Below are 26,476 nucleotides of genomic sequence, written 5' to 3' on the forward strand. Positions count from 1 at the left end.
GTCGTGAGGATGTCTTCAGATATCTTTCAGGATGTCATCCCGGGCTTGACCCGGGATCCAGACGGCCCCGGATGAACGAAGTCGTGGATTGCGGGTCAAGCCCGCAATGACATCCGTTGGCAGGCGCTTGACGGCTATCGGCTATTCGCTGGCACGAACCGTGGCTTTCTTCCCAGCCGCCTTCACCCGCGTCTTCTTCTTCACCACCTCCAGGCTCTCCTTGAGCGAGCCCTCCAGCGTCCGCTGCAAGCGCGACTCCAGCATCGCCAGCACCGCGGCCTCCTCGGGCCTGAGGCGCGAGAGGTCCTGCCGCAGTTCCTCTTCGACTTCCTCCTTGATCTCCAGCAGCAACTGCCCCTCGATGTACGCGTTCAGTACCTCGGGGTGCACATAGCACTTGCGGCAGATCGTCGGCGTGTTGCCCAGGCGCGAGGACACGCGCTCGATCGCCTGCTTGAGGTTCTTCTTCTGCGTGGCCTTGGTGTCGAAGGCCTCGAACTCCTGCAGCGCCAGCGCCGCCATCACCGTGCCCGCCCAGGTGCGGAAGTCCTTGGCGGTGATGTCGCGGCCGGTGATCTCCTTCAGATACGCATTGACGTCGGCGGAGGTGACCTCGCGCACCTCGCCGTCGTCGTCGCGGTACTGGAACAGGCGCTGGCCGGGCAGGTCCTGGCAGGCGCGGATGATCTTGGCGACGCGGCGGTCCTTCACCTGCAGCCGCCACTGCTTGCCGCTCTTGCCCTTGAACTGGAAGCGCAGCTCCGAGCCCTCGACCTTGACGTGCGGATTGCGCAGCGTCGTGAGACCGTAGCTCTTGTTCTCCTTCGCGTAGTCGTCGTTGCCCACGCGGATCAGCGTGGTCTCCAGCAGGTGCACCACGGTGGCGAGCACCTTCTCGCGGGGCAGCCCGCGCAGCGCCATGTGCTCGGTCAGCCTGGCGCGCACGTCCGGCAGCGCCCGCGCGAACTCCAACATGTGTTCGTACTTGGTGCTCTCGCGCACCTCGCGGAACTGCGGGTGGTAGCGGTACTGCTTGCGGCCACGGGCGTCGCGGCCGGTGGCCTGCAGGTGGCCGTTGGCGCGGGGGCAGATCCAGACGTCGGTGTAGGCGGGCGGAATGGCCAGCTTGCGGATGCGCTCCAGCGTCGTCTCGTCCTTCAGCGGATCGCCGTTGGGACGCAAGTACACGAACGCCTCGCCCTTGCGCTCGCGCCGGATGCCAGGCTCCTCGTCGTTCACGTAGACCAGGCCGGCGGACTCGGCCGCTTCGCGCGGATCGACCGGAGTCGCGGCCAGGGCTTCGGTGTCCTTCATGATCAATTCCGGAAGTCTTGCGTCACCATCAGGCCGTGGCTGCCGCCATCGAGCACGCCGATGCCCAGGCGCCCGAACTGCGGCCGCAGGATGTTGGCCCGATGGCCGGGCGAGTGCATCAGCCCCGTGTGGGCCGTGTACAGCGTGGGCGCGAACGCCAGGTTCTCGCCCGCGGACAGGTAACCTACCCTGGCCTGCTGCAGGCGGTGGCCCAGGTCCTTGCCATCGGGTGAGACGTGCGAGAAGTAGCCACGCGCGAACATGTCGAAGCTGTGCGCGCGCGCCAGTTCCGTCAGCTGCACGTCGGGCGCCACCGGCTTCAGGCCCGCCGCGCGGCGCTCGGCGTTCACCATCTCCAGCATCTCGCTTTCCAGGTCCGGCCGCGGCTGCGCCTGCGTGACGCGGAACTGCAGCGGGATGTTTTCGCGCGACTCCGGGTCCACCGTCACGGCCTGCAGCGTGCGCTCGACGGCCGGGCCGAAGACGGGCGCGAGCTGCACCTCCACCCACTCGGCGGGCGCGGCGAAGCGCGCTGCCAGGCTGCTCTCGTGGGCCCAGCTGCCCACGCGCGGCCCGAGCGGCAGCGTCAGGAGCAGCACGGCCACGACGACCGCATGCATCGCCCCATTGACCGCACCGGGAAGGATCCCGAGCAACTTGTTGCCGACGTTGCGATGCGTGCGCTCAGGCAGGCGCAGCGCCAGCCGCAGCACGGCGCCGCCGAGAATCACGTGCACCAGCAGGAAGATGGCAACGAACGTGAGCGGCGCGATCCAGATGCCGAGGGAAGGCGCGATCTGTGCCACCCATCCGGTGACGCCGCGGTAGCCCAGGAAAGCTGCGCCCAGGCTGAGGGCCAGCGTCACCAGGTCGAGCGCAGCAAACAGGAAGCCCCGCACCCATCCGAGCAGGGCGCCGATGGCCACGACGGCCAGCAACAGCAGATCGATGGCATTGAGGGGCATGCCGGCCCAGTATGGGCGCGGGCCCTGGACTGTTGACGTAGGACGGCGTTGACGCTTCCCCGCAGCACTTCAGGGGCGCAGCGCGCCCACGGCGCCGAGCGCGTCGAGACAGACCGGCGGCGGTTCCAGCACCCGCTGCGGCGCCACCGTGGCGCAGGCGCAATCCCGCGCCTTTCGGTAGCGCAGGCGCGCCACCGCGAGCGCCTGCTGGCCATCGAGGAACTCGCCGAGATACTCGGTGCTTGCCTCGCGCGGGAAGCAGCGCGGCGGACATCGGCTGCGGTCGTGGACCGGATAGGCACCATCGGGCTGCGGCTCGCAGGCGACGAAATAACTGGCCATGTTGTGCTCTCCCCTGGGCCGATGCTAGGAAGCCGCTCGACAGGCGAACATCCTCCAAACGGGGGATCTCCGCAGGAGAGGAGATCAGTGCGGGGGGCGTTCGACCAGGATCCGCCGCAGCTGGCCTGCCATGCTTTGCATGGCCTCGCCCTCGGCCGCGAGCAGGGCGCGGGCGCCGCCCCGGTAGAAGTTCGCCCAGCGAATGTGCCATTCGCGGGTGTCGCTCAGCTCGACATAGAGGGACGGCTCGCTGGCCGTGCCGTGGCACTTGCCCGAGATCAGGTGGCCGATGCGCAGTTCGCGGCAGATCAGTTCCAGCGCATGCGGCGGCGCCTTGGCCAGGAAGTCGGAGCTGATCAGGATTGCCTGCATCGCGGGATCCGCGGCGAGCCGCTCGCGCAGCAGGTCGGCGATTTCCTCGCCGAGGATGCGCAGGTCGGCGTTGTCGCCGTTCGGCCGGAAGGGCAGCACCGCCACCAGCGGCCGGCTGAGCTCTGGCGGCACATACGGCGCGGGGTCTGACAGGGGCGATTGAGAGTTCAAGGTCGGGTGGCGCTGCGACGCGGTCCTGGGTCCTGCGAGCCATTGTTGGACAGAGCGCACGATTGTTTCTCCCCCATTTGCAGGGGAGAAGCTGGAATAAAAGTCACTTGATTTTTGGACAGATTCAGTGCGCGCGTTTGCCAGCCGTCGCCCGGCGCCACGCCGCCCGGGTGGCCTCGCGCGCATCCTCCCAGCGCAGCCGCGAGCGGCCGCGGACCTGGTCGAAATCGCGCTTCAACGCACCTTCGAGCTGTTCGAATTCTCCCTGGCGCCGAACCGGACCGGTGTAACCCACGCGATAGGCGGGCCCGTAATCGTCGTAGGTCAGATCGTCGCGGTAGTACGGCTCGCGGCGATAGGCCTCGCGCCAGTAGGCCTCTTCGGCCATGGGATTGATGACGGGGAGAGCGGCGTATTCGGTGGTCATGGCGCGGGTCCTCGGACAACGCATCGTGCGGCCGGAGAAAGGCTCGTCCATTCGGCGGCGTGCCCTTGTCGCTGTAGGACGCGGGCGCTGTCGCGGCCTCGTGCCACTGGGTATGCTTGCCGCATGAGCAAGGCCTTCACGCGCGAGAGCGACAGCGAGGAAGACGAGGAGGGCGCGGCGCTGCCCGCGCTGCCCGCCGGCGGCAAGAACTACATCACGCCGCAGGGATACGCGCGCCTGCGCTCCGAACTGCTGCAGTTGATCGACGAGGAGCGGCCCAAGGTCGTGGAGGTGGTGCACTGGGCGGCCAGCAACGGCGATCGCTCGGAGAATGGCGACTACATCTACGGCAAGAAGCGCCTGCGCGAAATCGACCGCCGCATCCGCTTCCTGACCAAGCGCCTGGAGATCGCGGAGGTCACCGATCCCTCGCTGCACCACGGGCACGACCAGGTGTTCTTCGGGGCGACCGTGAGCTACGCCGAGGAAGACACGGGGGCCCAGCGCACGATCACCATCCTGGGCATCGACGAGGCGGACAGCGCCCATGGCCAGGTGAGCTGGATCTCGCCGATTGCGCGCGCGCTGCTGAAGGCGCGCGAGGGCGACGTGGTGAAGCTCGTGACGCCGGCGGGCGTGAAGGGGGTGGAGATCCTGGAGGTGCGGTATCCGGCGCCGGAGGCCGCGTAGGTGTGCGTGGATTGCGGGTCAAGCTCGCAATGACATCGTTCCCGGATGTCATCCAGCTCCTCAGCTCCCCGCCCGTATCCTCTGCGCGTTCATCACGCTGGGCGTGCGCTTCAGGTTGCGCAGCACCGACTCCAGGTGCGAGCGGTCGCGCACCGCGATCACGAAGCGCAGGTCCGTCGCGTCCTGCGCGCGTTCGTCGTCCATGTCGACGTGCGTGATGTCGGCCTCGGCATTGGCCAGCGACGCCGCCACCCGGGCCAGCGCGCCCTTGCCGTTGGCCACCGTCACCAGCACGCCGGTCTCGAAGGAACGCACCGGCTCCTCGGCCCACTCGACGCCGATGAAGCGCTCCGAATCCTTGTGCTGCAGGCGCTTGGCCACGGTGCAGTCGGCGGTGTGCACCACCAGGCCTTCGCCGCGTCCCAGGTAGCCGAGGATGGAATCGCCCGGCACCGGACGGCAGCAGCTGGCGAACTGCACCGAGGCGTTCTCGCTGCCATCGAGCGTCAGCCCGCCTTGCGACACGTTCTCGTGCGCGGTGAAGCGCTCCCGGCTGATCAGGAGGGCGTCGGGCTTCTCGCCCAGTTCGGACAGGAGCGTCATCAGTCGCTTGGCGACGATGCCCGCGATGCGCTTGCCCAGGCCCAGGTCGGTCAGCAGCTCGGGCCGGCTGCGGTTGCCGGTGAAGCGCAGCAGCTTGTCCCAGATCGGGTGGTACAGCTCGTTGTCCGCGGGCAGCCGCTCCATGCCCTCGGCGCGCAGCGCCTGCGCCAGCAGCTTTTCACCCAGCTGCTGCGACTCGGCCTGCGCCAGCGTCTTCAGGTGATGGCGGATCTTGGAGCGCGCGCGACCGGTGCGCACGAACCCCAGCCACGCCGGGTTCGGCGTGGACACCGGCGCGGTCACCACTTCGACCACGTCGCCGTTCTTCAGCTCGGTGCGCAGCGGCACCTGCGCGCCGTTGATGCGCGCGGCCACCGTGTGATCGCCGACGTCGGAGTGAATCGCATAGGCGAAATCGACCACCGTCGCGCTGCGCGGCAAGGCCAGGATCTGGCTCTTGGGCGTGAAGACGTAGACCGCATCGGGGAACAGGTCGATCTTCACGTGGTCCCAGAACTCCGCGGCATCGCGCGTCTCGTTCTGGATATCCAGCAGCGACTGCAGCCACTTGGTGCCCAGGCGCTCGGTGTTTTCTTCCTGCGGCACGCTGGCCTTGTACAGCCAGTGGGCGGCGACGCCGGACTCCGCCACCAGGTGCATCGCCTCGGTGCGCAACTGGAATTCGACGTTCACGCCCGAAGGGCCCACCAGCGTGGTGTGCAGCGACTGGTAGCCGTTGATCTTCGGGATCGCGATGTGGTCCTTGAACTTGCCGGGTACCGGCTTGTACAACTGGTGCAGCAGGCCCATCGCGGTGTAGCAGTCGGTCACCGTCGGCACGATGATGCGAAAGCCGTAGATGTCCGTGACCTGCGCGAACGACAGGTGCTTCTCGTCCATCTTCTTGTAGATGGAGAACAGCGTCTTCTCGCGCCCCGAGATGCGCACCTTCATGCCGGCGGTCTCGAAGCCGCTCTCGATGTCGCGATGCACCTTCTGGATCAGGTCGCGCCGGCGGCTGCGCGCGCGCGAGACCGCCTTGGAGAGCACCGCATACCGCCACGGCCGCAGATACTTGAACGAGAGCTCCTGCAGCTCGCGGTAGGTCGTGTTCAGGCCGAGCCGGTGGGCGATGGGCGCGTAGATGTCCAGCGTCTCGCTGGCAATGCGATGCCACTTCTCGCGCGGCACGTCTTCGAGCGTGCGCATGTTGTGCGTGCGGTCGGCCAGCTTGACCAGGATCACGCGCACGTCGCGCGCCATCGCCAGCAGCATCTTGCGGAAGCTCTCGGCCTGGTTCTCCTCGCGCGTGTTGAACTGCAGCTTGTCGAGCTTGGTGAGCCCATCGACCAGCTCGGCGACCGCCACGCCGAAGCGTTCGATCAATTGCGGCTTGGTGACGCCGCAGTCCTCGATCGCATCGTGCAGCAGGGCCGCCATCAGCGCCTGCGCATCGAGCTTCCACTCGGCGCACTGTGCCGCGACCGCGATCGGGTGGGTGATGTAAGGCTCGCCGCTGGCGCGCATCTGGCCCAGGTGCGCCTCGTCGGCAAAGCGATAGGCCTTGCGGACCAGGTCGACTTCGGCCGACTCGAGGTAGTCGAGCCGCGCAGTCAGCGCAGCAAAGCTCGCAGCAGCGGCGTTGGCTGCGGCGGGGGAGGGGCGGATGGGACTGCTGGGGCGTTTGCCACTGCCCGAAATCGGTGGGAGCACCGCACTCATGGTCCCATCATAGGGGCTAGCAACTGCAGGCCAGCGATCAGGGTCAAGAATCGGGCGCCTTCCCCTGGCCCCGGATAGCCCGTGTAATGAAAAAGGCACCGCCTCGGCGGTGCCTTTTGTCTGCGCGCGAGCCGCTTAGCCCGGCACCTTCTTGAGCATCTCCAGGCCGATCTTGCCTTCCGCGATCTCGCGCAGGGCGGTCACGCCCGGCTTGTTCTTGCTCTCGATCTTGGGCGCGTGGCCCTGGCTCAGCATGCGGGCGCGATAGGTCGCGGCCAGCACCAGCTGGAAGCGGTTGGGGATTTTCTCGAGGCAGTCTTCGACGGTGATGCGGGCCATGATTTTCTCCGGGAGTGCTTAGTGGATGCCCAAGGCGGCGAAGGTGTCCGCACGGGCGCGACGCTGCGACAGGAACTTGAGCCGCTGGGCATGCACGATCGCTTTCAGGTCGAAAAGCGCGCGCTCAAATAACTCGTTGATTATAACGAAGTCGAATTCTTCTGCCTGCGCCATCTCGGTAGCCGCGTTCGCCAGTCGGGTTTCGATCACCTCGGGGGCGTCTTCGCCCCGCCGCTCCAGGCGCGAACGCAATTCTTCCCAGCTCGGAGGCAGGATGAAGATCAGGATCGCGTTGGCAAAAATCCGCTTGATCTGCAGCGCGCCCTGCCAGTCGATTTCCAGGATCACGTCGGCGCCGTGGGCGATGCGGTCCTCGATCGCCTTCTTGGAGGTGCCGTAGCGGCGGCCGTGCACATGCGCCCATTCGACGAAGGTATCCGCCAGCACCATCTGGTCGAACTCGGAATCGGGCACGAAGAAATATTCGCGCCCATGCTTTTCCTGCCCGCGCGGGGGGCGGGTGGTGTGCGACACCGAAGGCTGGACATGCGAGTCGAGCTCCAGCAGTGCCTTGACCAGGCTGGACTTGCCGGCGCCGCTGGGCGCGGCGACCACGAACAGATTTCCGGGGTAATCCATAAGCGAGCTTATTCGATGTTCTGGACCTGCTCGCGCATCTGCTCGATGAGGACCTTCATGTCGACCGAGATCTTCGTCAGTTCCAGGGCCGCCGACTTCGATCCCAGCGTGTTGGCCTCCCGGTGCAGTTCCTGGATCAGGAAGTCCAGGCGCTTGCCGACCTCGCCGCCTTTGTTGACCAGGCGCTCGATCTCGTCGAGGTGCGCGGCCAGCCGCGTCAGCTCCTCGGCCACGTCGATGCGGATGGCAAAGGAGGTGGCTTCGGTCAGGGCGCGGTCCTGCGCCGCTTCCACCGTCGCGCCCGCGTCGCCCATCGCCATGGCTTCCTTCCAGCGCTCCAGGAAGCGCTGGCGTTGCTGCTCCACCAGTTGCGGCACCAGCGGGCGGGCCTGTTCGGCCAGCGTTCGCAACTGCTGCAGGTGGCCCAGCAGCATCTTGGCCAGCCGTGCGCCCTCGCGCTCGCGGGCGGCCAGAAGGTCGGCCACGGCCTGGACCGCCAGCTGCTGCAGGCGCTCGCCCCAGTCGCCGTCGCTGCCGCTTTCGGCGGCGGCCAGGCGCAGGATCTCGGCGACCGACAGCGCGGGCGCGTCGGGCATCCACGTGCGCACGCTGTCCTGCACGGCAGACAGGCGCTGCAGCGTGGCCGTCGAGGGCTCGCGCAGGGCCTCGCCCTCCGTGCCTTCCACGCCGGCGCGCACTTCCACCTTGCCGCGCTTGATGCGGCCGGTGATCAGTTCGCGCAGCTGCGGTTCGTGGGCGCGCAGTTCCTCGCCCAGCCGAAAAGACAGGTCGAGGAAGCGGCTGTTGACCGAGCGGATCTCCAGGCCCAGGCGGCCTGTTGCTCCTTTGCCGACTTCCTGACCGGACGCGGCCTCACCTGAGCTGTGTTGTGCCGAGGCGTAACCGGTCATGCTGTAAACTGGCATTCAGAAGTCTTTGCGTTCGTTGCGGGGGATTTCGGGGATTGCGAAGGAGCGCCGCAGCGTTCCAACATCTCAAATTATGTCAAAGCTCAAACCGGCTCCTTTGCCGCCGGATACCGTCATCGGTGGCTACCGGGTCGTGCGCAAGCTGTCCGCGGGGGGTTTTGGCGTCGTCTACCTCGCAGTCGACAACGAAGGCCAGCAGATCGCGATCAAGGAATACCTGCCTTCCTCGCTGGCCACGCGGCCGCCCGGCGAACTGCTGCCGCAGGTGGCGCCCGAGAAGCTCTCGCTCTATCGCCTCGGCCTGAAAAGCTTCTTCGAAGAAGGCCGCTCGCTCGCCCAGATCTCGCACAGCTCGGTGGTGAGCGTGCTCAATTTCTTCCGCGAGAACGAGACCGTCTACATGGTGATGAACTACCTGGAGGGCGCGACCCTGCAGGACTTCGTCATCACCGCGCGCGAGCTGAAGAAGCAAAAAGTGTTTCGCGAGTCGACCATCCGCTCGCTGTTCGACGAGATCCTGCGGGGCTTGCGCATCGTGCACCAGCACAAGATGTTGCACCTTGACATCAAGCCTGCCAACATCTTCATCACGGATGACAACCGTGCGGTGATGATCGACTTCGGTGCGGCGCGTGAAGTGCTGTCCAAGGAAGGCAACTTCATTCGCCCGATGTACACCCCCGGCTTTGCCGCCCCCGAGATGTATCGCAGGGACTCCTCCATGGGGCCCTGGACCGACATCTACGCCATCGGCGCCTGCATCTATGCCTGCATGCAGGGCTACCCGCCCAACGACGCGCCCCAGCGGCTCGAGAAGGACCGCCTCTCGCTGGCGCTGTCGCGCCTGCGCGGCGTCTATTCGGACAACCTGATCGAAGTGGTCGAATGGTGCATGTCGCTCGATCCGCTGTCGCGTCCGCAGTCGGTGTTCGCCCTGCAGAAGGAGCTGAGCCGGGAGGGCGAGCGGCGCTATACGAAGTTGTCGGTGGGTGAGAAGATGCGGCTGCAGTTCGACAACATGGTGACCGACACCAAGAAGACCATGAAGAAGACGGGCTTCGGAGCGAAGGCAAAGTGAAATTCTCCGTCTTCCAGATCAGCCGCAAGGGCGGGCGCGAAAAGAACGAGGACCGGATGGGGTATTGCTATACCCGCGAATCCGGACTGTTCCTGCTGGCCGACGGCATGGGCGGCCACCCCGAGGGTGAGGTCGCCGCGCAGCTCGCGCTGCAGACCATCTCCGCGCTGTACCAGAAGGAAGCCCGGCCCGTCGTCAAGGACGTGGCGGAATTCCTCTCCACCTCGCTGATGGCCGCGCACCACCAGATCATCCGCTACGCCAGCGAGAAGGGCATGCTCGACACGCCCCGCACCACGCTGGTGGCGGCCATCGTGCAGGGCACGCATGCCACCTGGGTGCATTGCGGCGACTCGCGCCTGTACGTCGTGCGCAACGGCGAACTGCTGACGCGCACGCGCGACCACTCGTACCTTGAGCAGCAGAACGCCGGCGTGATCCGCATGGACCGGATCAACCGCAACATCCTGTTCACCTGCCTTGGCTCTCCCACCAAGCCGGTCTTCGACGTCACCGGCCCGGTGCAGATGCAGCAGGGCGACAAGATCCTGCTGTGCTCGGACGGCCTGTGGGGCAGCATCGAGGACAACGACATCGTCCGCGACCTGTCGAACAAGCCGGTCTCCGAGGCGGTGCCCGACCTGGTCGAGAGCGCGCTGCGCAACGGCGGCGAGCACTCGGACAACGTCACCGTGATCGCGATGGAATGGGAGACGCCGGACACCTTCGAGTCCACGCGCGGCATCTCCACCGACAGCATCATGGACGGCGTCTTCGCCTCGACCATCCAGGCCGGCGTGCTCGACACGCTGGTCGATGACCTCGATGACGCGGCCATCGAACGCTCGATCGCCGAGATCAACGAGGCGATCCGGCGCTCGGCGGCGAAGAAGGCCTGAGCCTTGCGGGCCGCGGCCCCGCGCCGAAGGATGTCATCCCGGGCTTGACCCGGGATCCATGCAGCGATTGATCCACCGCCGCCGTGGATTGCGGCTCAAGCCCGCAATGACATCCACTGCCTGGATTGCGGCTCAAGCCCGCAATCGCATCCAGGGGGTGAACGTGCAGGTCGAGTCCGCGAATGACATCCGTCAGGCAGGTCCTCTCCCCCTTGCCTATCATTCGTCGATGACGACTTTCTCCCGCAGCGGCGGTCGCGCCGCCGACCAGTTGCGCCCCGTGCGGATCACGCGCGGCTTCACCATCCATGCCGAAGGCTCGGTGCTGATCGAGTTCGGCGGCACGCGGGTGCTGTGCACCGCGTCGGTGGAAGAAAGGGTGCCGCCGCACAAGCGCGGCAGCGGCGAGGGCTGGGTCACGGCGGAATACGGCATGCTGCCGCGCGCCACCCACACGCGCGGCGATCGCGAAGCGGCGCGCGGCAAGCAAAGCGGCCGCACGCAGGAGATCCAGCGCCTGATCGGCCGGTCGCTGCGCGCGGTGTTCGACCTCAAGAAGCTGGGCGAACGCACCATCACCCTCGACTGCGACGTGCTGCAGGCCGACGGCGGCACCCGCACCGCCGCCATCACGGGCGCCTTCGTGGCCGCGCAGGACGCGGTGAACAAGCTGCTGCAATCCGGCAAGCTCGCCGCCTCGCCCGTCATCGGCCCGGTCGCCGCCATCTCGGTGGGCATCGTCGAAGGCACGCCGCTGCTCGATCTGGAATACATCGAGGACGTCGCCTGCGACACCGACATGAACGTCGTGATGACGGGCGCCGGCCACTACGTCGAAGTGCAGGGCACCGCCGAAGGCGCGGCCTTCACCCGGGCCGAGATGGACGAACTGCTGCGCCTCGCGGAGCAGGGCATCGCCCAACTCGTGCGGCTGCAGCAGCAGGCGCTGGGCGCGTGATGGACCGCATCGTCCTCGCCTCCAACAACGCGGGCAAGCTCGCCGAACTGCAGGCGCTGTTCGCGCTGCTGGGCATCGCGCTCGTGCGGCAGGGCGAGCTGGGCGTGCCGGAGGCCGAGGAGCCCCACCGTACCTTCGTCGAGAACGCGCTGGCCAAGGCGCGCAATGCGGCGCAGCACACGGGCCTGCCGGCGATCGCCGACGACGCGGGCCTGTGCGTCGACGCGTTCGGCGGCCTGCCCGGTGTGGACACCGCGTATTACGCGACGCAATTCGGCTATCCCAAGGGCGACGACCACAACGTGAAGGCGCTGCTCGAACAGATGGAGGGCGTGGCGCAAAGGCGCGCCGCGCTGGTCAGCACGCTGGTCGCCGTGCGCACGCCGCAGGATCCCGAGCCGCTGATCGCGGTGGGGCGAGCGGTGGGCGAAATCACTCGCGCGCCGGCGGGCGGCCACGGCTTCGGCTTCGATCCCGTCATGTTCATCCCCGCCTTCGGCCAGACGTTTGCCCAGTTGCCGCCCGAGGTGAAGAACGCGCACAGCCATCGCGGCCAGGCGGCGCGGCAGATGGTGCAGCTCATGCGCGAAAGATGGCTGTGAACGACATCCAGCACTACATGCGCCCCGGCACGCTGCAGCTGACTGCGCTGCCGCCGCTCGCGCTGTACATCCACCTGCCGTGGTGCCTGAAGAAGTGCCCGTATTGCGACTTCAATTCGCACGAACTGGCGCCCGTCACGTTCGCGGGGTCGGCCCTGCAGGTGGGGGCATCCGGCTTGGGGCGGTCCGGCACCGGATGGCAGCCCGCGGCCCTGCCCGAAGCGCGTTATCTCGACGCCCTGCGCGCCGACCTCGAAGCGGCGCTGCCGCTGGTGTGGGGCCGGGAGGTGCACAGCATCTTCCTGGGCGGCGGCACGCCCAGCCTCTTTTCGCCGGAAGCGATCGACCGGCTGCTGTCCGACGTGCGCGCGCGCGTGAAGCTCGCGGCGGATGCCGAGATCACGCTGGAAGCGAATCCCGGCACCTTCGAGAAGGATCGGTTCAAGGCGTTTCGCGCCGCCGGCGTCACGCGGCTTTCGGTCGGCGTGCAGAGTTTCAACGACGCGCACCTGAAGGCATTGGGGCGGGTGCACGACGCGGGCCAGGCGATCGCCGCCGTGGAAGAGGCCGCGGCCAGTTTCGAGACCTTCAACATCGACCTGATGTACGCGTTGCCCGGCCAGACGCTGGAGCAGCTCGAGGCGGACGTGACGCAGGCGATGGCCTTGCTGCCGCCGCACCTGTCGATCTACCACCTGACCATCGAGCCGAACACGTACTTCGCCAAGTTCCCGCCGGTCACGCCGCCCGAGGACCTGGCGTACGCGATGCTCGATCGCATCACCGAGATGACCACGGCCACCGGGATGGAGCGCTACGAAGTCTCGGCCTATGCGAAGCCCGGACATCGTTGCTGGCACAACTGGAACTACTGGCAGTTCGGCGATTACCTGGGCATAGGCGCGGGCGCGCACAGCAAGCTTTCCTTCCCGCACCGGGTCGTGCGGCAGGTGCGCAATCGCGACCCGAAGCTGTACATGGAGAACGCGCTCGCCGGCAACGCCATTGCGCAGGACGAGGAGGTCACGCGCGCCGACCTGCCCTTCGAGTTCATGCTCAACGCCTTGCGCCTGGCGGACGGCTTCGCCCTGCAGGACTTCACCGCGCGCACGGGGTTGCCCTTGTCGACGATCGAGCAGCCGCTGCGGCAAGCGCAGGCCAAGGGGCTGATCGAGCGCGACTTTGCACGCGTGAAGCCGACCGAGCGCGGCCTCGATTTCCTGTCGGATCTGCAGGCGCTGTTTCTCGCGTAAGGCGTCCCGAATGTCATTGCGGGAGCCAACGATGTCATTGGGGGAGCCAACGATGTCATTGCGGGCTTGACCCGCAATCCATGCGGCGGTGGATCAGGCGCCGCATGGATCCCGGGTCAAGCCCGGGATGACATCCTTCTTTACGGGATGACATCCCTTCTTTCCTTCACGACCCGGACTGCGACTTAGAACAAGCCGCGATCATGATCGTCATCCTCCGCGCGCAAGGTCCCGACATCGAGCACCCGGTTGCTCTCACTCGGCGTCGCCGCGACCACGATGCTGCCGGCCGATAGCGTCCCGGTCACCACCACCTGATCACCCGCTGCCACGGTCGTCGTCGTCGTCCGGCCGGAGCCGGAGCCGCGGTTGTTGCTGGCCGTGACGATCGCCGAGGGCGCCGCGCTCACGCGGATGCCATGCACGAAGAACACGGTGGGCGTGCCGCCGACCGGCGCCGGGCTCGCATCGACCGGGCCGGCCACCGCGACCTCGGTGGCGGCAGGCAGGATGGTGAGGGAACGGGCGACCAGCGCGCCCGAGGCATCGCTCTCCGCCACGATCTGCACGTGCTGCGACACGCTGGCCGCGAGGTACGAGGCGAAGCTCGTGATGTTGAACGCGTTCACCGTCGGATCGCGCCGATCCCAGTCGCGCACCGACATGTCGGCCAGACGTGTCTGCGCATTCACGGTGATCGGCTGTCCCAGCACCGTGACGGTGAAGGTGCCGCTCGCCGCGCCGGCAGTGACGCTGGTCACGTCGCCCAGCAGCGCCAGCCGCGCTGCCTGCGCCTGGTGTTCGACGGCGAGACTGGTGGCCTGCAGCGTGTCGCCCGTGGCCGAGAGCGTGCCGAGCACGCGCACTTCATCACCCACCGCGGGCAGCGCCGTACCGGCGGGCAGCGCGGAGGCATTGACCGTGATGCCGCGCACGACGAAGCTGCCGGTGCCCACGGTGGAGACCACGCCTTCCAGCTCCACGCTGTTGCCGGCGGCTTCGACCTCCACCCGTGCCGATTGCCGCACGCGGTCCGCCGCCAGCACGGTGGCTGGCAGCGCGGGGGCGCTTGCCGAGCCCGCCGACACCACCTGGCCGTTGGCCAGGCCGGTGCAATTGGCCGGCTGGCCGGCGATCACGCAGACCGTATGCGACAGGTCCAGCCGCAAGCCGTTGATGCTCACCCCGGTGGTCGTGACGGTCGCCACGCCTTCGGCCTTGAAGTTGAAGGGCGACGCGCCCGTCGGTGCATCGGCCACCGAAACCAGCGTGGCCACCACATTGGCCGCCGTGCCGGTGCCGTTGAACAGGAAGCCGTTGACGGTGACGAAGCTGCCCGGCGTGGCCGTGCTGCCGGCGCCGGTGGTCGCGCCGAGTCCCGCGGCCGTGGCGATGGCGGTGCAGGGCGTGGCGGCGGTGAGGCAGGCGCGATGGTCGCTGAAGCCGGTGGCCGAGCTCAGTTGCACGGTCTGGCCCATCACCGTGATGCGGCCCGTCGTGGTGTCGGCCGCGTCGATGAAGCCGCGCACCAGGGGATGCACGTGCAACTCGTCCGCCTCAGCGGCGTTGTCGCGGTGGCGCACGTCGACCACCATGCCCACCTCGAGGCCGACGGCGCCCGCCGTGGCAACGCCCGTGTCGTCGTCGATCACGCGGGCGCTGTTGGTGCCGAAGCGATGGCCGTTGACGAACACGCTGCCGAACGCGGTGATGACCCCCGACGAGACGACCGTGGGTGAGGCCGTCGTGCCGGTGCCGCCCGAGCCGGTGCTGTCCGCGCTCGTCGAGCCGCCACCACCGCCGCACGCGGCCAGGCCAGCCGCTACCGCGAGGGCCAGCCCCGGCTTCAGCCAGCGCCGGATCGCGCCCGCTTGGATTTTCCAGTTGCACATGAGCATCTCCTTGGTTGCGGCGCGGTGACGCCGGGATGTGGAGATTACATGGGAAAAATTACCATGCAATGCCACCGGCGCGTTACGATACGCAAGAATCGCCGAGCCATTGTTCGCCGGCGCCCCAAGCCATGCCCCGCAAACCGCGCCCGGTACAGCAGGTTCGCCCTGCCGCTGCCGCCCCCCATCGTCCCGATGAGGTGCTGCAGGCTGCGCTCGCGGTGCTGGGTCCGGCCGTGCGCCTGCTGCTGCATGCCGGCGTCGACTACCCGCACCTGGCCGCGGCGCTGAAGGGTGTCTTCATCGAGCAGGCCGTGGCCGCGCTGCAGCAGTCAGGGCCAGGCGGCACCGATTCGGCCATCAGCGTCCTGAGCGGCGTGCATCGCAAGGACGTGCGGGCATGGCGCCTCACCGGGCAGCCGGCCGGCGTGAGCAAGCCGGTGGCGGCCAGCGCGCGGGTGTTTGCCCGCTGGATCGCGGACCGGGCCTATGCCGACGGCAACGGGGCGCCGCGCGAACTGCCGCGAACCGGTGCCGCCCCGTCGTTCGAATCGCTCGTGCGCGCGGTCACGCAGGACGTCCATCCCTTCACCGTGCTGCAGGAGCTGATCCGCCTCGGCATCGCCCGGGTGGACGTGCGCGACGCGCAGGAATGGGTGGTGAGCACGCGCACGGATTTCGTGCCGCCGGCCGGTTCGCGCGACGCCCTCGAACTGCTCGCGGCCAACCTCGCGGACCATGCCGCGGCCGCCGTTTCCAACGTGCTCGGAGGCGAGCCGCTGCTGGAACAGAGCGTGTTTGCCGCGGGCCTGACGCCCGCCTCTGCCGCACGGATGCACGCGCTCGCGCGCACGCTGTGGTCGCAGGCGCGCGGTCAACTGATCGAGGAGGCAACCCGCCTCCACCAAGCCGACCAGGCCAGCGCCGACAGCCGCGTACGCGTGCGCATCGGCAGTTACTTCTGGTCGGCGCCGTGGGAGTCCACTCCTGCGGAGCCGGAGGAGCCGAACCCATGAAACCCTTGCTTCGCCTGTTGGCCTGCGCCTTCGCGTTCCTGCTGCTGTCTTGCGGCGGCGGCGGTGCGGGACCCGGATCGGGCTTCATCGCGAGCGGCGACGGCAGCGGCGTGGGCACCGGCGGCACCGGCATCGTTGCCGGCACGGTGACCGGCCTGGGCAGCGTGATCGTGGACGGCACCCGGTTCGACGACAGCCACGCTGCGCTCGAGCGCCGGCCCGATCTCGTCACCGCCGTGCCGCTAGCGCTCGCGGACCTGCAGGTCGGCCAGTACGCCTATGTGGATCTCGATGCGGCGGCCACCCCGGTGCGCGTGCGGATCGCCTCGCAGCTCGTGGGCAGCGTGGCCGATGTAGCCCCGGGCGCGGGCCGCTTCACGGTCTGGGGCCAGGCCGTGGCCGTCAATGGCGATTCAGCGCGCGGGCCGGTCACCGTGCTGGCGGGCTATGGGAGCTTGGCCGAAATGCGGGCCGGGGACCCGGTCCAGGTCTATGGCGTGCTGCAGGCCGCCGATGGCGCCGGCGAGTTCGTGCGCGCTACGCGCATCGAGAAGCTGCCCGCCGTCGGCGCGCTGCCGGCGCGGCTCACGGGTACCTTGCAGCAGGGCGCCGACGGGGCGCTGCTGCTGGCGGGCCGAGCGCTCGATGTCAGCGCTGCGGCCACGCCTCCTGCACTGGCTGCGGGCACGGCCGTCACGGCCGTCGTGCCCTGGACCGCCACGCTGCCTCCGCGCTGGCAGGCCAGCGCCGTGGCGCTGCTCGCGCCCGCGGCGGCGACGCACCTGCGGGTCAGCGGCGCCGTGCACCTGTTGCCGGGCGGCGGTGCGGTGGTGCAAGGGGTAGCGCTCGACACCTCCGCGCTGACCGCGTCCGACCGCGACGCGCTGCGCGAAGGGAGCTATCTCACCGTCGGCGGGCACTCGCGGGGATCGGACGACCGCAGTGCCGTTGCCGCCACGGTGCAGGCCTTGCCGCAAGGCGGGCGGGACACGCAGCTGCGCGGAGCGATCACCGCCATCACCGGGCCCGCGCGCTTCGTGGTGCGCGGGCAGGCCGTCGATGCGTCCGCGGCGCAGTTCGACGGCGGCAGCACGGCCAGCCTCGCGGTGGGGCGCTATGTCGAAGTCGACGGCGTGCAGGCCGCCACCGGCGTGCTTGCCCGCAAGATCCGCGTGCCCGACGCGCCGCCGGACCGCGCCGTGCTGGAGATCACCGGCGTAGTCCGGAGCGCAGACGCGGCTGCGCGCCAGGTGGTCGTGCAGGACAGCGACGGCGTGAGCACGCTGCTGGTGCTGGCCACAGGCACGGCGCTGCCGGCCGTGGGACAGACGGTGCGCGCCGAGGGCTACTGGGACGGCAGCGCGCTGCAGGTGCGCGAGCTGGAACTGCGCGAGGACCATTCGGGTCCCGGCCGCTGAGCGCGGCGCGCCCTCCTGATTTCCACGGGGGCGCCGCCGCGCCTCGCCCGCTAGGATGCGCCGCAGATTCAAGGAGATTTCATGCGCATCGGCATTGCCGGAACCGGCAAGATGGGCAGCGCGATCGCGCGCCGCCTCGCGACCTTCGACCATCAACTCACGGTCTGGAACCGCACGCGCGACAAGGCGCAGCCACTGCTGGAGGAAGGCATGGCCTGGGCCGACAGCCCGCGGGCATTGGCAGCCGGCGCCGATGTGGTGATCAGCATGGTCACCGACGACCGTGCCCTCGACGCGATCTACGGCGGCCCCGACGGCTTGTTCTCGGTGCCCGCGCAAGGGCAGCTGTTCATCGACATGAGCACCGTCGCACCCGCCAAGCAGCAGGAGCTGGCGCGCCAGGCCAGCCAGGCCAACGCGGCTTACCTGGAGTGCCCGGTGGGCGGCAGCGTGGGCCCCGCCAAGGAGGGCAAGTTGATCGCCTTCGTCGGCGGCGATGCGCAGCATGTCGCGCGCGCCCGGCCGCTGCTGAAGCAGCTGTGCAAGCGGGTCGAGCACGTCGGCCCGCATGGCGCCGGCGAGACCATGAAGCTGGCGGTCAACCTGCCGCTGATGGTGTACTGGCAGACCCTGGGCGAGGCGCTCTCGCTGGTGCAGCCGCTGGGCCTGGATCCGCAACGGGTGATCGAGATCCTCACCGATTCCTCCGGCGGCCCCAACATGCTGAAGGTACGCGGCGGCATGATCGCGCAGGCCCTGGCCGGCACGCCGAGTGCGGCCGTGACGGTCGACGTCGCCACCATGCGCAAGGACGTGCGTGCGATGCTCGAGGAGGCGCGCAGCCACGGCCGCCAGTTGCCTCTGACCGCCCAGACGCTGGCCAGCTTCGAGCGCGCCGCGCAGCGTGGGCTCGATGGCGCCGACTGCTCGCAGCTGCCGGTGTGGTGGCTCGCAGAGGGCGGGAAGGCGTAAGGCTAAGGCGCTGCGAGCCAGGCGCGCGCTTCGTCGTCATCGGTGAAGGCGCGCAGGCCGAGTCCGGATTTCTGCGCGGCCTTCTCGCTCGCGCCGCTGCGCACCGGCACGGTCACGACCGTCGCCACGCGCTGCAGGTCGTCGAGCGCCGCGGCCACGTAGCTTCCGAGCTGCAGGTGGTCGGTGAAGGAAAGCTGCGGCTCCATGGCCAGCATGTCGATCAGTGCGCGCCGGTAGCCTTTCAGGCGCGCGACCGTGGCGATCAGGTCGGCGGCGCCGCACAGGTCCGCGAGCACGGCCGGGCCCGAGATGCGGGCCAGCAGGTAAGGCTGGTCGTGCAGGAGCTGGACGGCGAAGGGCATGGCTGGGTGCGGACCGGTGACACGGCCGCGATGGTACAGCGCGCGTTGCTCAGCGGCCGCTGTGGCGCGGATCGCGATCGCCGAGCGCGCTGGCCAGCGGGTCGATGGGCGCGGCGGGCCGCACGTTCTGGAAGGTCTCCACCACCCGGCGCACGATCTGCTTCTGGTCCTCGGACCAGTTGGCCAGGCGCTCCGAGCCCAGCACGCCTTCGAGGGCGGAGATCAGGTGCAGCTGGAAATGCTCCGGGTGCGGATGCGTCGCTACCAGGGAAGTGATGGTCACATAGGAAGCGGTGTGCATCGCGATGAGGTGCCGCACTTCCTGCTTCAGCGCTTCGATCTCATCGTCCATGGCGTGTGTTTGTGTCCCTGACTCGTGGGCGAATCTAGTCCGTACTGTCGACGAGGGGTGTCGGACAGGAGCGCTGCGGGACGTATGGCAGACTCGGCCCATCGATCGCGCGGACCGGCGGCGCGAGCCGCTACAGTACGCCCGCACAAGGAGACTCCCATGAGATTCGTTTCGTTGCTGCGGGCCGGTGTGCCCGTGGTGGGTTGCGTCGAGCAGCAGGAGGTGGTGGTGCTGCCGGCACCCGCCAGCGGAGAAGGCCTGGTCGGCTGGCTGATGCAGCCGAAGCCGCAGGTGGAGCGGGCGCTTGCGCAGGCGCGCGCGAACGCCGCCAACGTGATGCCGCTGGCGCAGGCGAAACTGCTGCCCGCGGTCCAGCGGCCCGGCAAGATCGTGTGCCTGGGCCTCAACTACGCGGACCATGCAGCCGAAGGCGGCCACAAGAAACCCGAGTACCCCAGCTTCTTCCTGCGCGTGCCCAGCTCGCTGGCCGCGCATGGCGAGCCGCTGCTGCGCCCGCGGGTATCGGATCGCTTCGACTGGGAGGCGGAACTGGCGGTGATCATCGGCAAGCCGGGCCGGCATCTCACCGAATCGAACGCGCTCGCCGTGGTGGCCGGCTACACCTGCTTCAACGACGGCAGCCTGCGCGACTACCAGCGCAAGACTTCGCAGTGGACCATCGGCAAGAACTTCGACCGCACCGGGCCGCTCGGTCCCTGGGTGGTGCCCGCTTCCGAGCTGCCGCCTGGCGCGACCGGGCTCAAGATCGAGTCGCGCTTGAACGGGCAGGTGATGCAGAGTTCGAACACCTCGAACATGCTGTTCCCGGTGGTCGAAACGCTGTGCCTGCTGACCGAGGTGATGACGCTCGAACCGGGCGACGTGATCGCGATGGGCACGCCTTCCGGCGTGGGCTATGCGCGCACTCCGCCGGTGTTCATGAAGGCGGGCGATCGCATCGAGATCGACATCGAGAAGATCGGGGTGCTGGCGAACACGATCGTGGACGAAGAGGCGGCGTGAGGCTGTTCCGGATGTCATCCCGGGCGCAGGGATGTCATCCTGGGCGCGCGATGTCATCCCGGGCGTGGGATGTCATCCCGGGCGTGACCCGGGATCCATGCGGCGGTGGATCGAGCGCAGCGGTGGATTGCGGGTCAAGCCCGCAATGACATCCGCAGGCAATGACATCCGAACCGAATCACGGCCACTCCACCTCCACCCACACCGGCGCGTGATCGCTCGGCTTCTCCCGCCCGCGGTGTTCCGCGTCCACCCGGGTCTGCTTCAGTCGCGGCACCAGTGACGGCGTCAGCATCAGGAAGTCCATGCGGAAGCCCGCATTGCGGTGGAACGCCGCCTCGTTGACCCAGAAGGTGTAGATGCGCTCCTGCGGATGCAGCGCGCGCGTGACATCCACCCAGCCCTGTTCCAGCAAGCGCGCCCACTTCTCGCGCGTCTCCGGTTGCAGCACCGCGTCGAAACGCCAGCTGCCCGCGTTGTAGATGTCGAAGTTCGTCGGCACCACGTTGAAGTCGCCTGCGAGCACCGTGGGCCGGCCGTCGGCCAGCAAGATCTCGCCGTGCGCCAGCAGCCGCTGCATCCAGCCTTGCTTGTAGTCGAAGTTGGGACTCGGCACCGGGTTGCCATTGGGCAGGTAGACCGAGGCGATGCGCAGGCCGTCGACATCCGCTTCGAGGTAGCGCGCCGCGCCATCCCCGGCGTCGCCCGGCAGGCCGCGGCGCAACTCCACCGGCTTGCGTCCACGCGCGAGGATGGCCACGCCGTGGTGCGCGCGCTGGCCGTGCCAGATCGCGCTGTACCCGGCCTGCTCGAAGGCCAGCGCGGGAAAGGTCGCGTCGCCGGTCTTGATCTCCTGCAGGCAGGCGACGTCGGGCTGCGCTTCCTCCAGCCATTCGAGCAGGCGCGGCAGCCGCCCCTTCACGCCATTGACGTTGAAGCTGGCGATCTTCACAGCACGAAGGGCTGGCCCGTCACCGGCGTCGAGGGCGCGGCCATGTCCTGTCGCGCCATGATGCCGGCCTCGTAGCCCAGGCGACCCGCTTCCACCGCGAGGCGGAAGGCGCGCGCCATCTTCACCGGATCGTGCGCCTGCGAGACAGCGGAATTCACCAGCACGGCGTCGAAGCCCAGCTCCATCGCCTGGATCGCGTCCTTGGGCGAGCCGATGCCCGCATCGACCACCAGCACGGCTTCGGGCAGACGCGCGCGCAGCGTGCGCAACGCGGTGGGATTGAGCAGGCCCTGGCCGGAACCGATAGGCGCGCCCCAGGGCATCAGGATGCGGCAACCGGCATCGAGCAGGCGGCGGCAGCTCACGAGATCGTCGGTGCAGTAGGGGAACACCTCGAAGCCGTCGCGCACCAGCGTGCGGGTGGCCTCCAGCAGCTCGAAGGGATCGGGCTGCAGCGTGTATTCGTCGCCCACCACTTCCAGCTTGATCCAGCGCGTGTCGAACAGCTCGCGCGCCATGTGCGCCAGCGTGACCGCCTCCTTCGCCGTCTTGCAGCCGGCGGTGTTGGGCAGCAGGCGCGCGCCGGTCTTGCGGATCAGGCCATAGAAGTCGCTGGGCGCCCCGGCCGCGGCCAGCTGCCGCTTGAGGCCCACCGTCACGACCTCGGTGCCCGAGGCGGCAATCGCCTCCTGCAGGACCTGCGGCGAGGGATAGCCGGCGGTGCCGAGAAAGAAGCGGCTGGCGAGTTCGAGCTCGCCGATGCGAAGGGCCATGGTCAGCCTCCCTGGATGGGTTGGAACGTGAAGACGGCGTCGCCGTCGCGCAGTTGCAGCGTGCCCCGCGCCGAGCGCGGAACGAATTCGCCATTGACGGCGGTGGCCAGCGACTGCGGCGGCTGGCCGAGCGCGGCCACCACATCGGCCAGCGTCTCGCCTTGCTGCAAGGCGCGCGACTCGCCGTTGATGGTGATCTGCGGGTTCATCGAATCATCTCCTGCAAGGCCTGTTCGACCAGCGCGGGCGCGATCAGCCAGCCGTGGCGGAACAGGCCGTTGATGCGCGTGAGGCCCGCCTGCACCTCCAGCAGTGGCAGGTTGTCGGGCAGGGCCGGGCGCAGGTTGCTTTCGCTGTGCACGACGCGCGCTTCGGCCAGCTCGGGCAGCACGCTGTGCGCCGCCGCCAGGAGTTCGACCGTGCTGCGCAGGGACACCGGCGAGCGATCCTCGCTCTCGATTTCGCTGGCGCCCACCACCACCAGGTCGGGCGCGCGCGGCACCAGGTAGACCCGATGCCGCGGATGCAGCAGGCGCAAGGGCCGCGTGAGCTGCAGGCCCGGAGCCTGCAGCCAGAAGATCTCCCCGCGCACTCCGCGCACCGGCAACTGCGGCCGCGCGCCGGTGCCGCGCACGTCGAACACGTGGTCGAAGCGCTGCTCGCCGCCGCCCAGCCGCAGCACGCCGGCATCGATCGCGTCCACCGTGTGACCCCAGTGCCAGTGCACGCCCGGCACGGCGGCCAGCGCCTGCATCGCCTGCACGGTGTGGATGCGGCCTTCGTGGGGGAGCAGCCAGGCGTGGGCGGGGCCGCGGATCGACGGCTCCAGGTCGCGCAGTTGTTCGGCCGTGATCTTCGTAGGCTGGGCTTCGCGCCAGCGAACCCCAGCATCGGCCGTGGAGAGAGCGCTGCGCGCATCGCTGGGGTGCCTCTCGGCAGCCCAGCCTACGGAAGACAGCTTGGAGGACAGCAGGTCGACGGTCCGGGCCGCCGCCCCCTCATCGCCCCGATGCGCCAGCAGCAAACTGCCATCGAAGCGGCACTCCACCGGCAGCGGCAGTTGCGCCAGGAGGGCCGGCCACAGCTCCATGGTCCGCAGTCCCAGGCGGAACACGTTCTCGTCGGCGCACTCCAGTTCCGCCACCGGACTCAGCATGCCGGCGGCTGTCCAGCCCGCAGCGCCCCGCGCCTCGGCGTGCGCCGCGGGATCGAACACGTGCACCTCGTGCCCGGCGCGCGCGAGCTGGCCCGCGGCCAGGCGCCCGAGCAGGCCGGCACCGGCAATGCCGATCTTCATCGGCCCGGGCGCGGCGAGGTGGGTGAGCTGAGGAGAAACTTCATGCGGCCATCCCTTCGATCAACATCGTGGCTCCGAGGGATGGCGGGACTGCGGCCCGTGGAGAGGCCTGGCCCGACAGCTCTTCTTACGCCGGTGCGAACCGGTTCAAGTTCACGGGTTTGGTGTGGCCATCTCAGCGAAGCGGCACGTGCCGCCCGCACCCCGGAGCGAAGACAAAGTATAGCGGTGGCACGCTGCCGCGGCACGGGCACCCTCGAGTCCGCCGACAGCTCCAGCTGTCAATAAGGGGCGGCACCGGAACCCCGTCGCCGCGGATGCTCCATCATTCGCTCTCGGTCCCGCCCCCGCGGGACGGGAAGGATGGCGATGGAGACGACGAGGTTGCGGCTGCGCATCAACGGCAGCGAGCGTGAGGTCAGCGCCGACGAGAACGTGCCGCTGCTCGATGTGTTGCGCGAGGCCTGCGGCCTCAAGGGCACGCGCTTCGGCTGCGGCGTCGGTGAGTGCGGCGCCTGTCACGTGCTGGTCGACGGCGTCTCCACCCCGGCGTGCGATACGCCCGCGTGGACCGCGCAGGGCAAGGAGATCGTGACGGTCGAAGGGCTGGCCCGCAATGGCCAGCCCGGTGCCTTGCAGCAGGCCTTCCTGGAAGAACAGGCCGGCCAGTGCGGCTACTGTCTCTCCGGCATCCTGGCCACGGCCAGCGCGCTGCTCGCACGCGTGCCGCATCCCGACGAACAGCAGGTGCGCACCGCGCTCGACGGCCATCTGTGCCGCTGCGGCGCCCACAACCGCATCGTCCGCGCGATCCTGCGCGCCAGCAAGGCGGGGGGACAGGCATGAACGGCGAACTCTCGGTCAGCCTCAAGGCCAATCCGCAGCTCGGACAGTGGCTCGCCATCCTGCGCGAAGGCCGCGTGGAAGTGCGCAGCGGCAAGGTGGAACTGGGGCAGGGCATCACCACCGCGCTGGCCCAGATCGTCGCCGAGGAACTCGATGTCTCGGTCGACCGCATCGTCATGCTGCGGGCCACCACCGCCGGCGCGCCCAACGAGGGCTTCACCTCGGGCAGCCTGTCGGTGCAGGACTCGGGCGGCGCGCTGCGCCAGGTCTGCGCCGAAGCGCGCGACCTCTACCTGCGGCAGGCTGCGCGCCGTCTCGAGGTCGCCCCGCAGGATCTGGAAGTGATCGACGGCGAGATCCGCGTGCGCGGCGCGCCGGACGTGCGCACCAGCTATTGGGAGCTCGCCGATCCCGCACTGCTGCAGCGCGCCGCGACCGGCGAGGTTGCGCCCAAGCCGGCACGCGAGGACGGATCCTTCGAATCGCCGCTGCGCCTGGACCTGCCCGACAAGCTGCTCGGACGCGCGACCTTCCTGCACGACCTGGAGCTGCCCGGCATGCTGCACGCGCGAGTCGCCCATCCGCCTTCGCCGTCGGCGGAGTTGCTGCAAGTCGATGCGGCCAGCGTCGAGGCCTTGCCCGGCGTGGTGCGCGTCGTGCGGCGCGGTGGCTTCCTGGCCGTGATCGCCGAAACCGAATTGCAGGCGACCCGCGCCCTGCGCAAGCTCAAGGCGGCGGCGCAATGGCGCGAGCGGGAGTCGCTGCCCGACGTGAACGACCTGCCCGCCTTCCTGCGCGCGCAGCCGGCCGAGACGACGGTGGTCGCGCAGCAGGGCCAGGCCGGCGCCGTGCCCGCCGGGCGCAGCTTTGCTGCGAGCTATGCGCGTCCCTACATCGCGCATGCGGCTATCGGTCCGTCCTGCGGAGTCGCCCGCTTCGACGGCCAGCGGCTCGAGGTGTGGACCCATGCGCAAGGCGTCTACCCGATGCAGCGCGAGCTCGCACTGTTGCTGTCGCTGCCGGCGGATGCGATCACCGTGTCGCACATGCAGGGCGCGGGCTGCTACGGGCACAACGGCGCCGACGATGCGGCGGCCGATGCCGCCGTGATCGCCTGCGAAGCCCCCGGCCGGCCGGTGCGCCTGCTGTGGACGCGCGAAGACGAAATGAGCTGCGCGCCCTTCGGCGCCGCGATGGCGGTCGACGTGCGGGCGAGTGTCGATGAGGACGGGCGCATCGTGGACTGGCAGCACGAGATCTGGTCCAACGGCCACAGCATGCGGCCCGGCCGCTTGCCGGTGCCCGTGTTCCATGCCGCCCCGATGATCGGCTTCGAGCCGCAGGTGGCGATCAACGTGCCGATTGCCTCCGGCGCCGGGGCCGAGCGCAACTCGGTGCCGACCTACGACTTCCCGCGCCTGCAGGTGGTGAATCACCGGCTGCTGACGATGCCCTTGCGGACTTCCTCGCTGCGTTCGCTGGGGGCGCACTGCAACGTGTTCGCGGCCGAATCGATGATGGACGAGATCGCCACCGAGCTGGGCGTTGATCCGCTCGACTTCCGGCTGCGCCACCTGCGCGATCCGCGCGGCATCGCGGTGCTGGAGAAGGTGGCGCAGATGTGTGACTGGCGGGCACGCCCGCAGCGCGAAGGCGAGGGCATGGGCATTGCCTTCGCGCGCTACAAGAACAGCGGCGCCTGGTGCGCCGCGGTGGCGCAGGTGCAAGCGCACGAAGACATCCGCGTGCGGCGCATCTGGCTGGCGGTGGACGTGGGCCGCGTGGTCAACGCGGACGGCGTGATCAACCAGGTGGAGGGCGGCGCGATCCAGACCGTGAGCTGGTGCCTGAAGGAGGCGGTTCAGTTCGATCGCACGCGCGTCACCAGCGAGCGCTGGAGCGACTACCCGATCCTGAAGTTCAGCGAAGTGCCGGCCGTGGAGGTGGCGCTGATCGACCGGCCCCAGGAGAAATCGCTGGGCGCCGGCGAGCCCACGCACGGGCCCTTGGCTGCGGCGATCGCCAATGCGCTGGTGCCCGCGACGGGCGTGCGGGTGCGCGAGATGCCGTTCACCATGGACCGCGTGCAACGCGCCTTGCTGGCCAGCTGAGCCCGCGCACGGGACTGAAGTGTCCGACACGGCAGAGCCGGTGGGAGAGCGCTGACACAACCGCACGGAGCCCAGGTGTAGCCGACCGCGCGGTCGGACTGGAAGAAAAGACAGGACGTGGTCGGACTCCCTGTGTCCTACACGGGTGTCACTGCGCCT

The 26,476-nt window shown here is 68.9% G+C and carries 28 protein-coding genes and 1 riboswitch; of the genes, 12 read left to right on the forward strand and 16 right to left on the reverse strand.

Annotation, left to right across the window (positions count from 1 at the left end; all coding sequences use genetic code 11):
- Nucleotides 1-141: 141 nt before the first annotated feature.
- The 5 genes from JWP60_RS13635 to JWP60_RS13655 form a co-directional block, all read right to left on the reverse strand.
- Entirely contained in the window at nucleotides 142-1,314 is a 1,173-nt protein-coding gene (locus JWP60_RS13635) for a DNA topoisomerase IB (protein ID WP_299792068.1), read from the reverse strand.
- A 2-nt stretch (nucleotides 1,315-1,316) separates the two neighbouring features.
- A complete protein-coding gene (locus JWP60_RS13640) occupies nucleotides 1,317-2,279 on the reverse strand; it encodes a CvpA family protein (RefSeq protein WP_299792071.1) in 963 nt (320 codons plus the stop codon).
- Nucleotides 2,280-2,348: 69 nt separating this feature from the next.
- On the reverse strand, nucleotides 2,349-2,621 hold the full coding sequence (locus JWP60_RS13645) for a hypothetical protein (RefSeq protein ID WP_299792074.1): 273 nt from the start codon (nucleotides 2,619-2,621) through the stop codon (nucleotides 2,349-2,351).
- Nucleotides 2,622-2,705: 84 nt separating this feature from the next.
- A complete protein-coding gene (locus JWP60_RS13650; RefSeq protein ID WP_299792076.1) occupies nucleotides 2,706-3,125 on the reverse strand; it encodes a hypothetical protein in 420 nt (139 codons plus the stop codon).
- A 163-nt stretch (nucleotides 3,126-3,288) separates the two neighbouring features.
- Nucleotides 3,289-3,591, reverse strand: a complete 303-nt coding sequence (locus tag JWP60_RS13655) for a hypothetical protein (protein ID WP_299792079.1) — start codon at nucleotides 3,589-3,591, stop codon at nucleotides 3,289-3,291.
- Between the two features lie 123 nt (nucleotides 3,592-3,714).
- Here JWP60_RS13655 and greB point away from each other — a divergent pair, with 123 nt between their 5' ends.
- Nucleotides 3,715-4,281, forward strand: a complete 567-nt coding sequence (gene greB, locus JWP60_RS13660) for a transcription elongation factor GreB (protein ID WP_299792082.1) — start codon at nucleotides 3,715-3,717, stop codon at nucleotides 4,279-4,281.
- 60 nt (nucleotides 4,282-4,341) lie between these two features.
- Here greB and JWP60_RS13665 read toward each other — a convergent pair whose 3' ends face one another.
- The 4 genes from JWP60_RS13665 to JWP60_RS13680 form a co-directional block, all read right to left on the reverse strand.
- Complete coding sequence (locus tag JWP60_RS13665; protein WP_299792085.1) at nucleotides 4,342-6,606, reverse strand: bifunctional (p)ppGpp synthetase/guanosine-3',5'-bis(diphosphate) 3'-pyrophosphohydrolase; 2,265 nt, start codon at nucleotides 6,604-6,606, stop codon at nucleotides 4,342-4,344.
- A gap of 135 nt (nucleotides 6,607-6,741) precedes the next feature.
- Complete coding sequence (gene rpoZ / locus JWP60_RS13670; RefSeq protein WP_077592946.1) at nucleotides 6,742-6,945, reverse strand: DNA-directed RNA polymerase subunit omega; 204 nt, start codon at nucleotides 6,943-6,945, stop codon at nucleotides 6,742-6,744.
- An 18-nt stretch (nucleotides 6,946-6,963) separates the two neighbouring features.
- Nucleotides 6,964-7,584, reverse strand: a complete 621-nt coding sequence (gene gmk, locus JWP60_RS13675) for a guanylate kinase (protein WP_299792092.1) — start codon at nucleotides 7,582-7,584, stop codon at nucleotides 6,964-6,966.
- Between the two features lie 8 nt (nucleotides 7,585-7,592).
- Nucleotides 7,593-8,510 carry a YicC/YloC family endoribonuclease gene (locus JWP60_RS13680; protein WP_299792095.1) on the reverse strand — a complete coding sequence of 306 codons (918 nt, stop codon included), beginning with the start codon at nucleotides 8,508-8,510 and terminating at the stop codon, nucleotides 7,593-7,595.
- A gap of 76 nt (nucleotides 8,511-8,586) precedes the next feature.
- Here JWP60_RS13680 and JWP60_RS13685 point away from each other — a divergent pair, with 76 nt between their 5' ends.
- The 5 genes from JWP60_RS13685 (at nucleotide 8,587) to hemW (ending at nucleotide 13,303) form a co-directional block, all read left to right on the forward strand.
- Nucleotides 8,587-9,591, forward strand: coding sequence for a serine/threonine-protein kinase (locus tag JWP60_RS13685; protein ID WP_299792098.1), 1,005 nt, complete (start codon nucleotides 8,587-8,589; stop codon nucleotides 9,589-9,591).
- On the forward strand, nucleotides 9,588-10,490 hold the full coding sequence (locus tag JWP60_RS13690; RefSeq protein ID WP_299792100.1) for a protein phosphatase 2C domain-containing protein: 903 nt from the start codon (nucleotides 9,588-9,590) through the stop codon (nucleotides 10,488-10,490). The genes JWP60_RS13685 and JWP60_RS13690 overlap by 4 nt, the downstream gene beginning before the upstream one ends.
- Nucleotides 10,491-10,719: 229 nt before the next feature.
- Nucleotides 10,720-11,448, forward strand: a complete 729-nt coding sequence (gene rph / locus JWP60_RS13695; protein WP_299792103.1) for a ribonuclease PH — start codon at nucleotides 10,720-10,722, stop codon at nucleotides 11,446-11,448.
- On the forward strand, nucleotides 11,448-12,050 hold the full coding sequence (gene rdgB, locus JWP60_RS13700; RefSeq protein WP_299792106.1) for an RdgB/HAM1 family non-canonical purine NTP pyrophosphatase: 603 nt from the start codon (nucleotides 11,448-11,450) through the stop codon (nucleotides 12,048-12,050). Before rph ends, rdgB begins: the two co-directional genes overlap by 1 nt.
- Nucleotides 12,041-13,303 (forward strand): radical SAM family heme chaperone HemW, encoded by a 1,263-nt coding sequence (gene hemW, locus JWP60_RS13705; RefSeq protein WP_299792109.1) that lies wholly within the window; start codon nucleotides 12,041-12,043, stop codon nucleotides 13,301-13,303. Before rdgB ends, hemW begins: the two co-directional genes overlap by 10 nt.
- Nucleotides 13,304-13,488: 185 nt before the next feature.
- Here hemW and JWP60_RS13710 read toward each other — a convergent pair whose 3' ends face one another.
- Nucleotides 13,489-15,195, reverse strand: coding sequence for a DUF5666 domain-containing protein (locus tag JWP60_RS13710; protein ID WP_299792112.1), 1,707 nt, complete (start codon nucleotides 15,193-15,195; stop codon nucleotides 13,489-13,491).
- 131 nt (nucleotides 15,196-15,326) lie between these two features.
- Here JWP60_RS13710 and JWP60_RS13715 point away from each other — a divergent pair, with 131 nt between their 5' ends.
- The 3 genes from JWP60_RS13715 to JWP60_RS13725 all read left to right on the forward strand — a co-directional run bounded on the left by JWP60_RS13715 (nucleotide 15,327) and on the right by JWP60_RS13725 (nucleotide 18,601).
- Nucleotides 15,327-16,211 carry a DUF6502 family protein gene (locus JWP60_RS13715; RefSeq protein ID WP_299792116.1) on the forward strand — a complete coding sequence of 295 codons (885 nt, stop codon included), beginning with the start codon at nucleotides 15,327-15,329 and terminating at the stop codon, nucleotides 16,209-16,211.
- A complete protein-coding gene (locus tag JWP60_RS13720) occupies nucleotides 16,208-17,629 on the forward strand; it encodes a DUF5666 domain-containing protein (RefSeq protein ID WP_299792119.1) in 1,422 nt (473 codons plus the stop codon). Before JWP60_RS13715 ends, JWP60_RS13720 begins: the two co-directional genes overlap by 4 nt.
- Nucleotides 17,630-17,710: 81 nt before the next feature.
- Nucleotides 17,711-18,601, forward strand: a complete 891-nt coding sequence (locus JWP60_RS13725; protein ID WP_299792122.1) for an NAD(P)-dependent oxidoreductase — start codon at nucleotides 17,711-17,713, stop codon at nucleotides 18,599-18,601.
- Between the two features lie 2 nt (nucleotides 18,602-18,603).
- Here JWP60_RS13725 and JWP60_RS13730 read toward each other — a convergent pair whose 3' ends face one another.
- Nucleotides 18,604-18,963 (reverse strand): hypothetical protein, encoded by a 360-nt coding sequence (locus tag JWP60_RS13730; RefSeq protein WP_299792125.1) that lies wholly within the window; start codon nucleotides 18,961-18,963, stop codon nucleotides 18,604-18,606.
- 49 nt (nucleotides 18,964-19,012) lie between these two features.
- Nucleotides 19,013-19,315: a hypothetical protein gene (locus tag JWP60_RS13735; RefSeq protein ID WP_299792128.1), complete on the reverse strand. Its 303-nt coding sequence runs from the start codon at nucleotides 19,313-19,315 to the stop codon at nucleotides 19,013-19,015.
- A gap of 159 nt (nucleotides 19,316-19,474) precedes the next feature.
- Here JWP60_RS13735 and JWP60_RS13740 point away from each other — a divergent pair, with 159 nt between their 5' ends.
- The gene (locus tag JWP60_RS13740) at nucleotides 19,475-20,338 is read left to right on the forward strand and encodes a fumarylacetoacetate hydrolase family protein (RefSeq protein ID WP_299792131.1); all 864 of its coding nucleotides are present in this window, start codon (nucleotides 19,475-19,477) and stop codon (nucleotides 20,336-20,338) included.
- 178 nt (nucleotides 20,339-20,516) lie between these two features.
- Here JWP60_RS13740 and xth read toward each other — a convergent pair whose 3' ends face one another.
- From xth to JWP60_RS13760, 4 genes are read right to left on the reverse strand one after another with little or no spacing between them, the layout of a single operon-like run.
- The gene (xth, locus tag JWP60_RS13745; RefSeq protein WP_299792134.1) at nucleotides 20,517-21,290 is read right to left on the reverse strand and encodes an exodeoxyribonuclease III; all 774 of its coding nucleotides are present in this window, start codon (nucleotides 21,288-21,290) and stop codon (nucleotides 20,517-20,519) included.
- Complete coding sequence (locus tag JWP60_RS13750; RefSeq protein WP_299792137.1) at nucleotides 21,287-22,063, reverse strand: thiazole synthase; 777 nt, start codon at nucleotides 22,061-22,063, stop codon at nucleotides 21,287-21,289. The genes xth and JWP60_RS13750 overlap by 4 nt, the downstream gene beginning before the upstream one ends.
- Before the next feature lie 2 nt (nucleotides 22,064-22,065).
- The gene (thiS, locus tag JWP60_RS13755) at nucleotides 22,066-22,272 is read right to left on the reverse strand and encodes a sulfur carrier protein ThiS (protein WP_299792140.1); all 207 of its coding nucleotides are present in this window, start codon (nucleotides 22,270-22,272) and stop codon (nucleotides 22,066-22,068) included.
- Nucleotides 22,269-23,360, reverse strand: coding sequence for an FAD-dependent oxidoreductase (locus JWP60_RS13760; protein ID WP_299792143.1), 1,092 nt, complete (start codon nucleotides 23,358-23,360; stop codon nucleotides 22,269-22,271). The genes thiS and JWP60_RS13760 overlap by 4 nt, the downstream gene beginning before the upstream one ends.
- A gap of 107 nt (nucleotides 23,361-23,467) precedes the next feature.
- A riboswitch (TPP riboswitch) is annotated at nucleotides 23,468-23,577 on the reverse strand.
- A gap of 152 nt (nucleotides 23,578-23,729) precedes the next feature.
- Between JWP60_RS13760 and JWP60_RS13765 the strand changes: the two genes are divergently transcribed.
- On the forward strand, nucleotides 23,730-24,206 hold the full coding sequence (locus JWP60_RS13765; RefSeq protein ID WP_299792146.1) for a (2Fe-2S)-binding protein: 477 nt from the start codon (nucleotides 23,730-23,732) through the stop codon (nucleotides 24,204-24,206).
- Nucleotides 24,203-26,317, forward strand: a complete 2,115-nt coding sequence (locus JWP60_RS13770) for a molybdopterin cofactor-binding domain-containing protein (protein ID WP_299792149.1) — start codon at nucleotides 24,203-24,205, stop codon at nucleotides 26,315-26,317. The genes JWP60_RS13765 and JWP60_RS13770 overlap by 4 nt, the downstream gene beginning before the upstream one ends.
- Nucleotides 26,318-26,476: the final 159 nt, after the last annotated feature.

The organism is Ramlibacter sp. (assembly GCF_028291745.1).
Classification (GTDB): Bacteria; Pseudomonadota; Gammaproteobacteria; order Burkholderiales; family Burkholderiaceae_C; genus Ramlibacter.

Excerpts from the sequence above, each read along its gene's own strand:
- JWP60_RS13635 (WP_299792068.1), bottom strand. The coding sequence starts at position 1,314 with ATGAAGGACACCGAAGCCCTGGCCGCGACTCCGGTCGATCCGCGCGAA.
- JWP60_RS13640 (WP_299792071.1), bottom strand. The coding sequence starts at position 2,279 with ATGCCCCTCAATGCCATCGATCTGCTGTTGCTGGCCGTCGTGGCCATC.
- JWP60_RS13645 (WP_299792074.1), bottom strand. The coding sequence starts at position 2,621 with ATGGCCAGTTATTTCGTCGCCTGCGAGCCGCAGCCCGATGGTGCCTAT.
- JWP60_RS13655 (WP_299792079.1), bottom strand. The coding sequence starts at position 3,591 with ATGACCACCGAATACGCCGCTCTCCCCGTCATCAATCCCATGGCCGAA.
- greB (WP_299792082.1), top strand. The coding sequence starts at position 3,715 with ATGAGCAAGGCCTTCACGCGCGAGAGCGACAGCGAGGAAGACGAGGAG.
- JWP60_RS13665 (WP_299792085.1), bottom strand. The coding sequence starts at position 6,606 with ATGAGTGCGGTGCTCCCACCGATTTCGGGCAGTGGCAAACGCCCCAGC.
- rpoZ (WP_077592946.1), bottom strand. The coding sequence starts at position 6,945 with ATGGCCCGCATCACCGTCGAAGACTGCCTCGAGAAAATCCCCAACCGC.
- gmk (WP_299792092.1), bottom strand. The coding sequence starts at position 7,584 with ATGGATTACCCCGGAAATCTGTTCGTGGTCGCCGCGCCCAGCGGCGCC.
- JWP60_RS13680 (WP_299792095.1), bottom strand. The coding sequence starts at position 8,510 with ATGCCAGTTTACAGCATGACCGGTTACGCCTCGGCACAACACAGCTCA.
- JWP60_RS13685 (WP_299792098.1), top strand. The coding sequence starts at position 8,587 with ATGTCAAAGCTCAAACCGGCTCCTTTGCCGCCGGATACCGTCATCGGT.
- rph (WP_299792103.1), top strand. The coding sequence starts at position 10,720 with ATGACGACTTTCTCCCGCAGCGGCGGTCGCGCCGCCGACCAGTTGCGC.
- rdgB (WP_299792106.1), top strand. The coding sequence starts at position 11,448 with ATGGACCGCATCGTCCTCGCCTCCAACAACGCGGGCAAGCTCGCCGAA.
- hemW (WP_299792109.1), top strand. The coding sequence starts at position 12,041 with ATGGCTGTGAACGACATCCAGCACTACATGCGCCCCGGCACGCTGCAG.
- JWP60_RS13710 (WP_299792112.1), bottom strand. The coding sequence starts at position 15,195 with ATGTGCAACTGGAAAATCCAAGCGGGCGCGATCCGGCGCTGGCTGAAG.
- JWP60_RS13715 (WP_299792116.1), top strand. The coding sequence starts at position 15,327 with ATGCCCCGCAAACCGCGCCCGGTACAGCAGGTTCGCCCTGCCGCTGCC.
- JWP60_RS13720 (WP_299792119.1), top strand. The coding sequence starts at position 16,208 with ATGAAACCCTTGCTTCGCCTGTTGGCCTGCGCCTTCGCGTTCCTGCTG.
- JWP60_RS13725 (WP_299792122.1), top strand. The coding sequence starts at position 17,711 with ATGCGCATCGGCATTGCCGGAACCGGCAAGATGGGCAGCGCGATCGCG.
- JWP60_RS13730 (WP_299792125.1), bottom strand. The coding sequence starts at position 18,963 with ATGCCCTTCGCCGTCCAGCTCCTGCACGACCAGCCTTACCTGCTGGCC.
- JWP60_RS13735 (WP_299792128.1), bottom strand. The coding sequence starts at position 19,315 with ATGGACGATGAGATCGAAGCGCTGAAGCAGGAAGTGCGGCACCTCATC.
- JWP60_RS13740 (WP_299792131.1), top strand. The coding sequence starts at position 19,475 with ATGAGATTCGTTTCGTTGCTGCGGGCCGGTGTGCCCGTGGTGGGTTGC.
- JWP60_RS13750 (WP_299792137.1), bottom strand. The coding sequence starts at position 22,063 with ATGGCCCTTCGCATCGGCGAGCTCGAACTCGCCAGCCGCTTCTTTCTC.
- thiS (WP_299792140.1), bottom strand. The coding sequence starts at position 22,272 with ATGAACCCGCAGATCACCATCAACGGCGAGTCGCGCGCCTTGCAGCAA.
- JWP60_RS13760 (WP_299792143.1), bottom strand. The coding sequence starts at position 23,360 with ATGAAGATCGGCATTGCCGGTGCCGGCCTGCTCGGGCGCCTGGCCGCG.
- JWP60_RS13765 (WP_299792146.1), top strand. The coding sequence starts at position 23,730 with ATGGAGACGACGAGGTTGCGGCTGCGCATCAACGGCAGCGAGCGTGAG.
- JWP60_RS13770 (WP_299792149.1), top strand. The coding sequence starts at position 24,203 with ATGAACGGCGAACTCTCGGTCAGCCTCAAGGCCAATCCGCAGCTCGGA.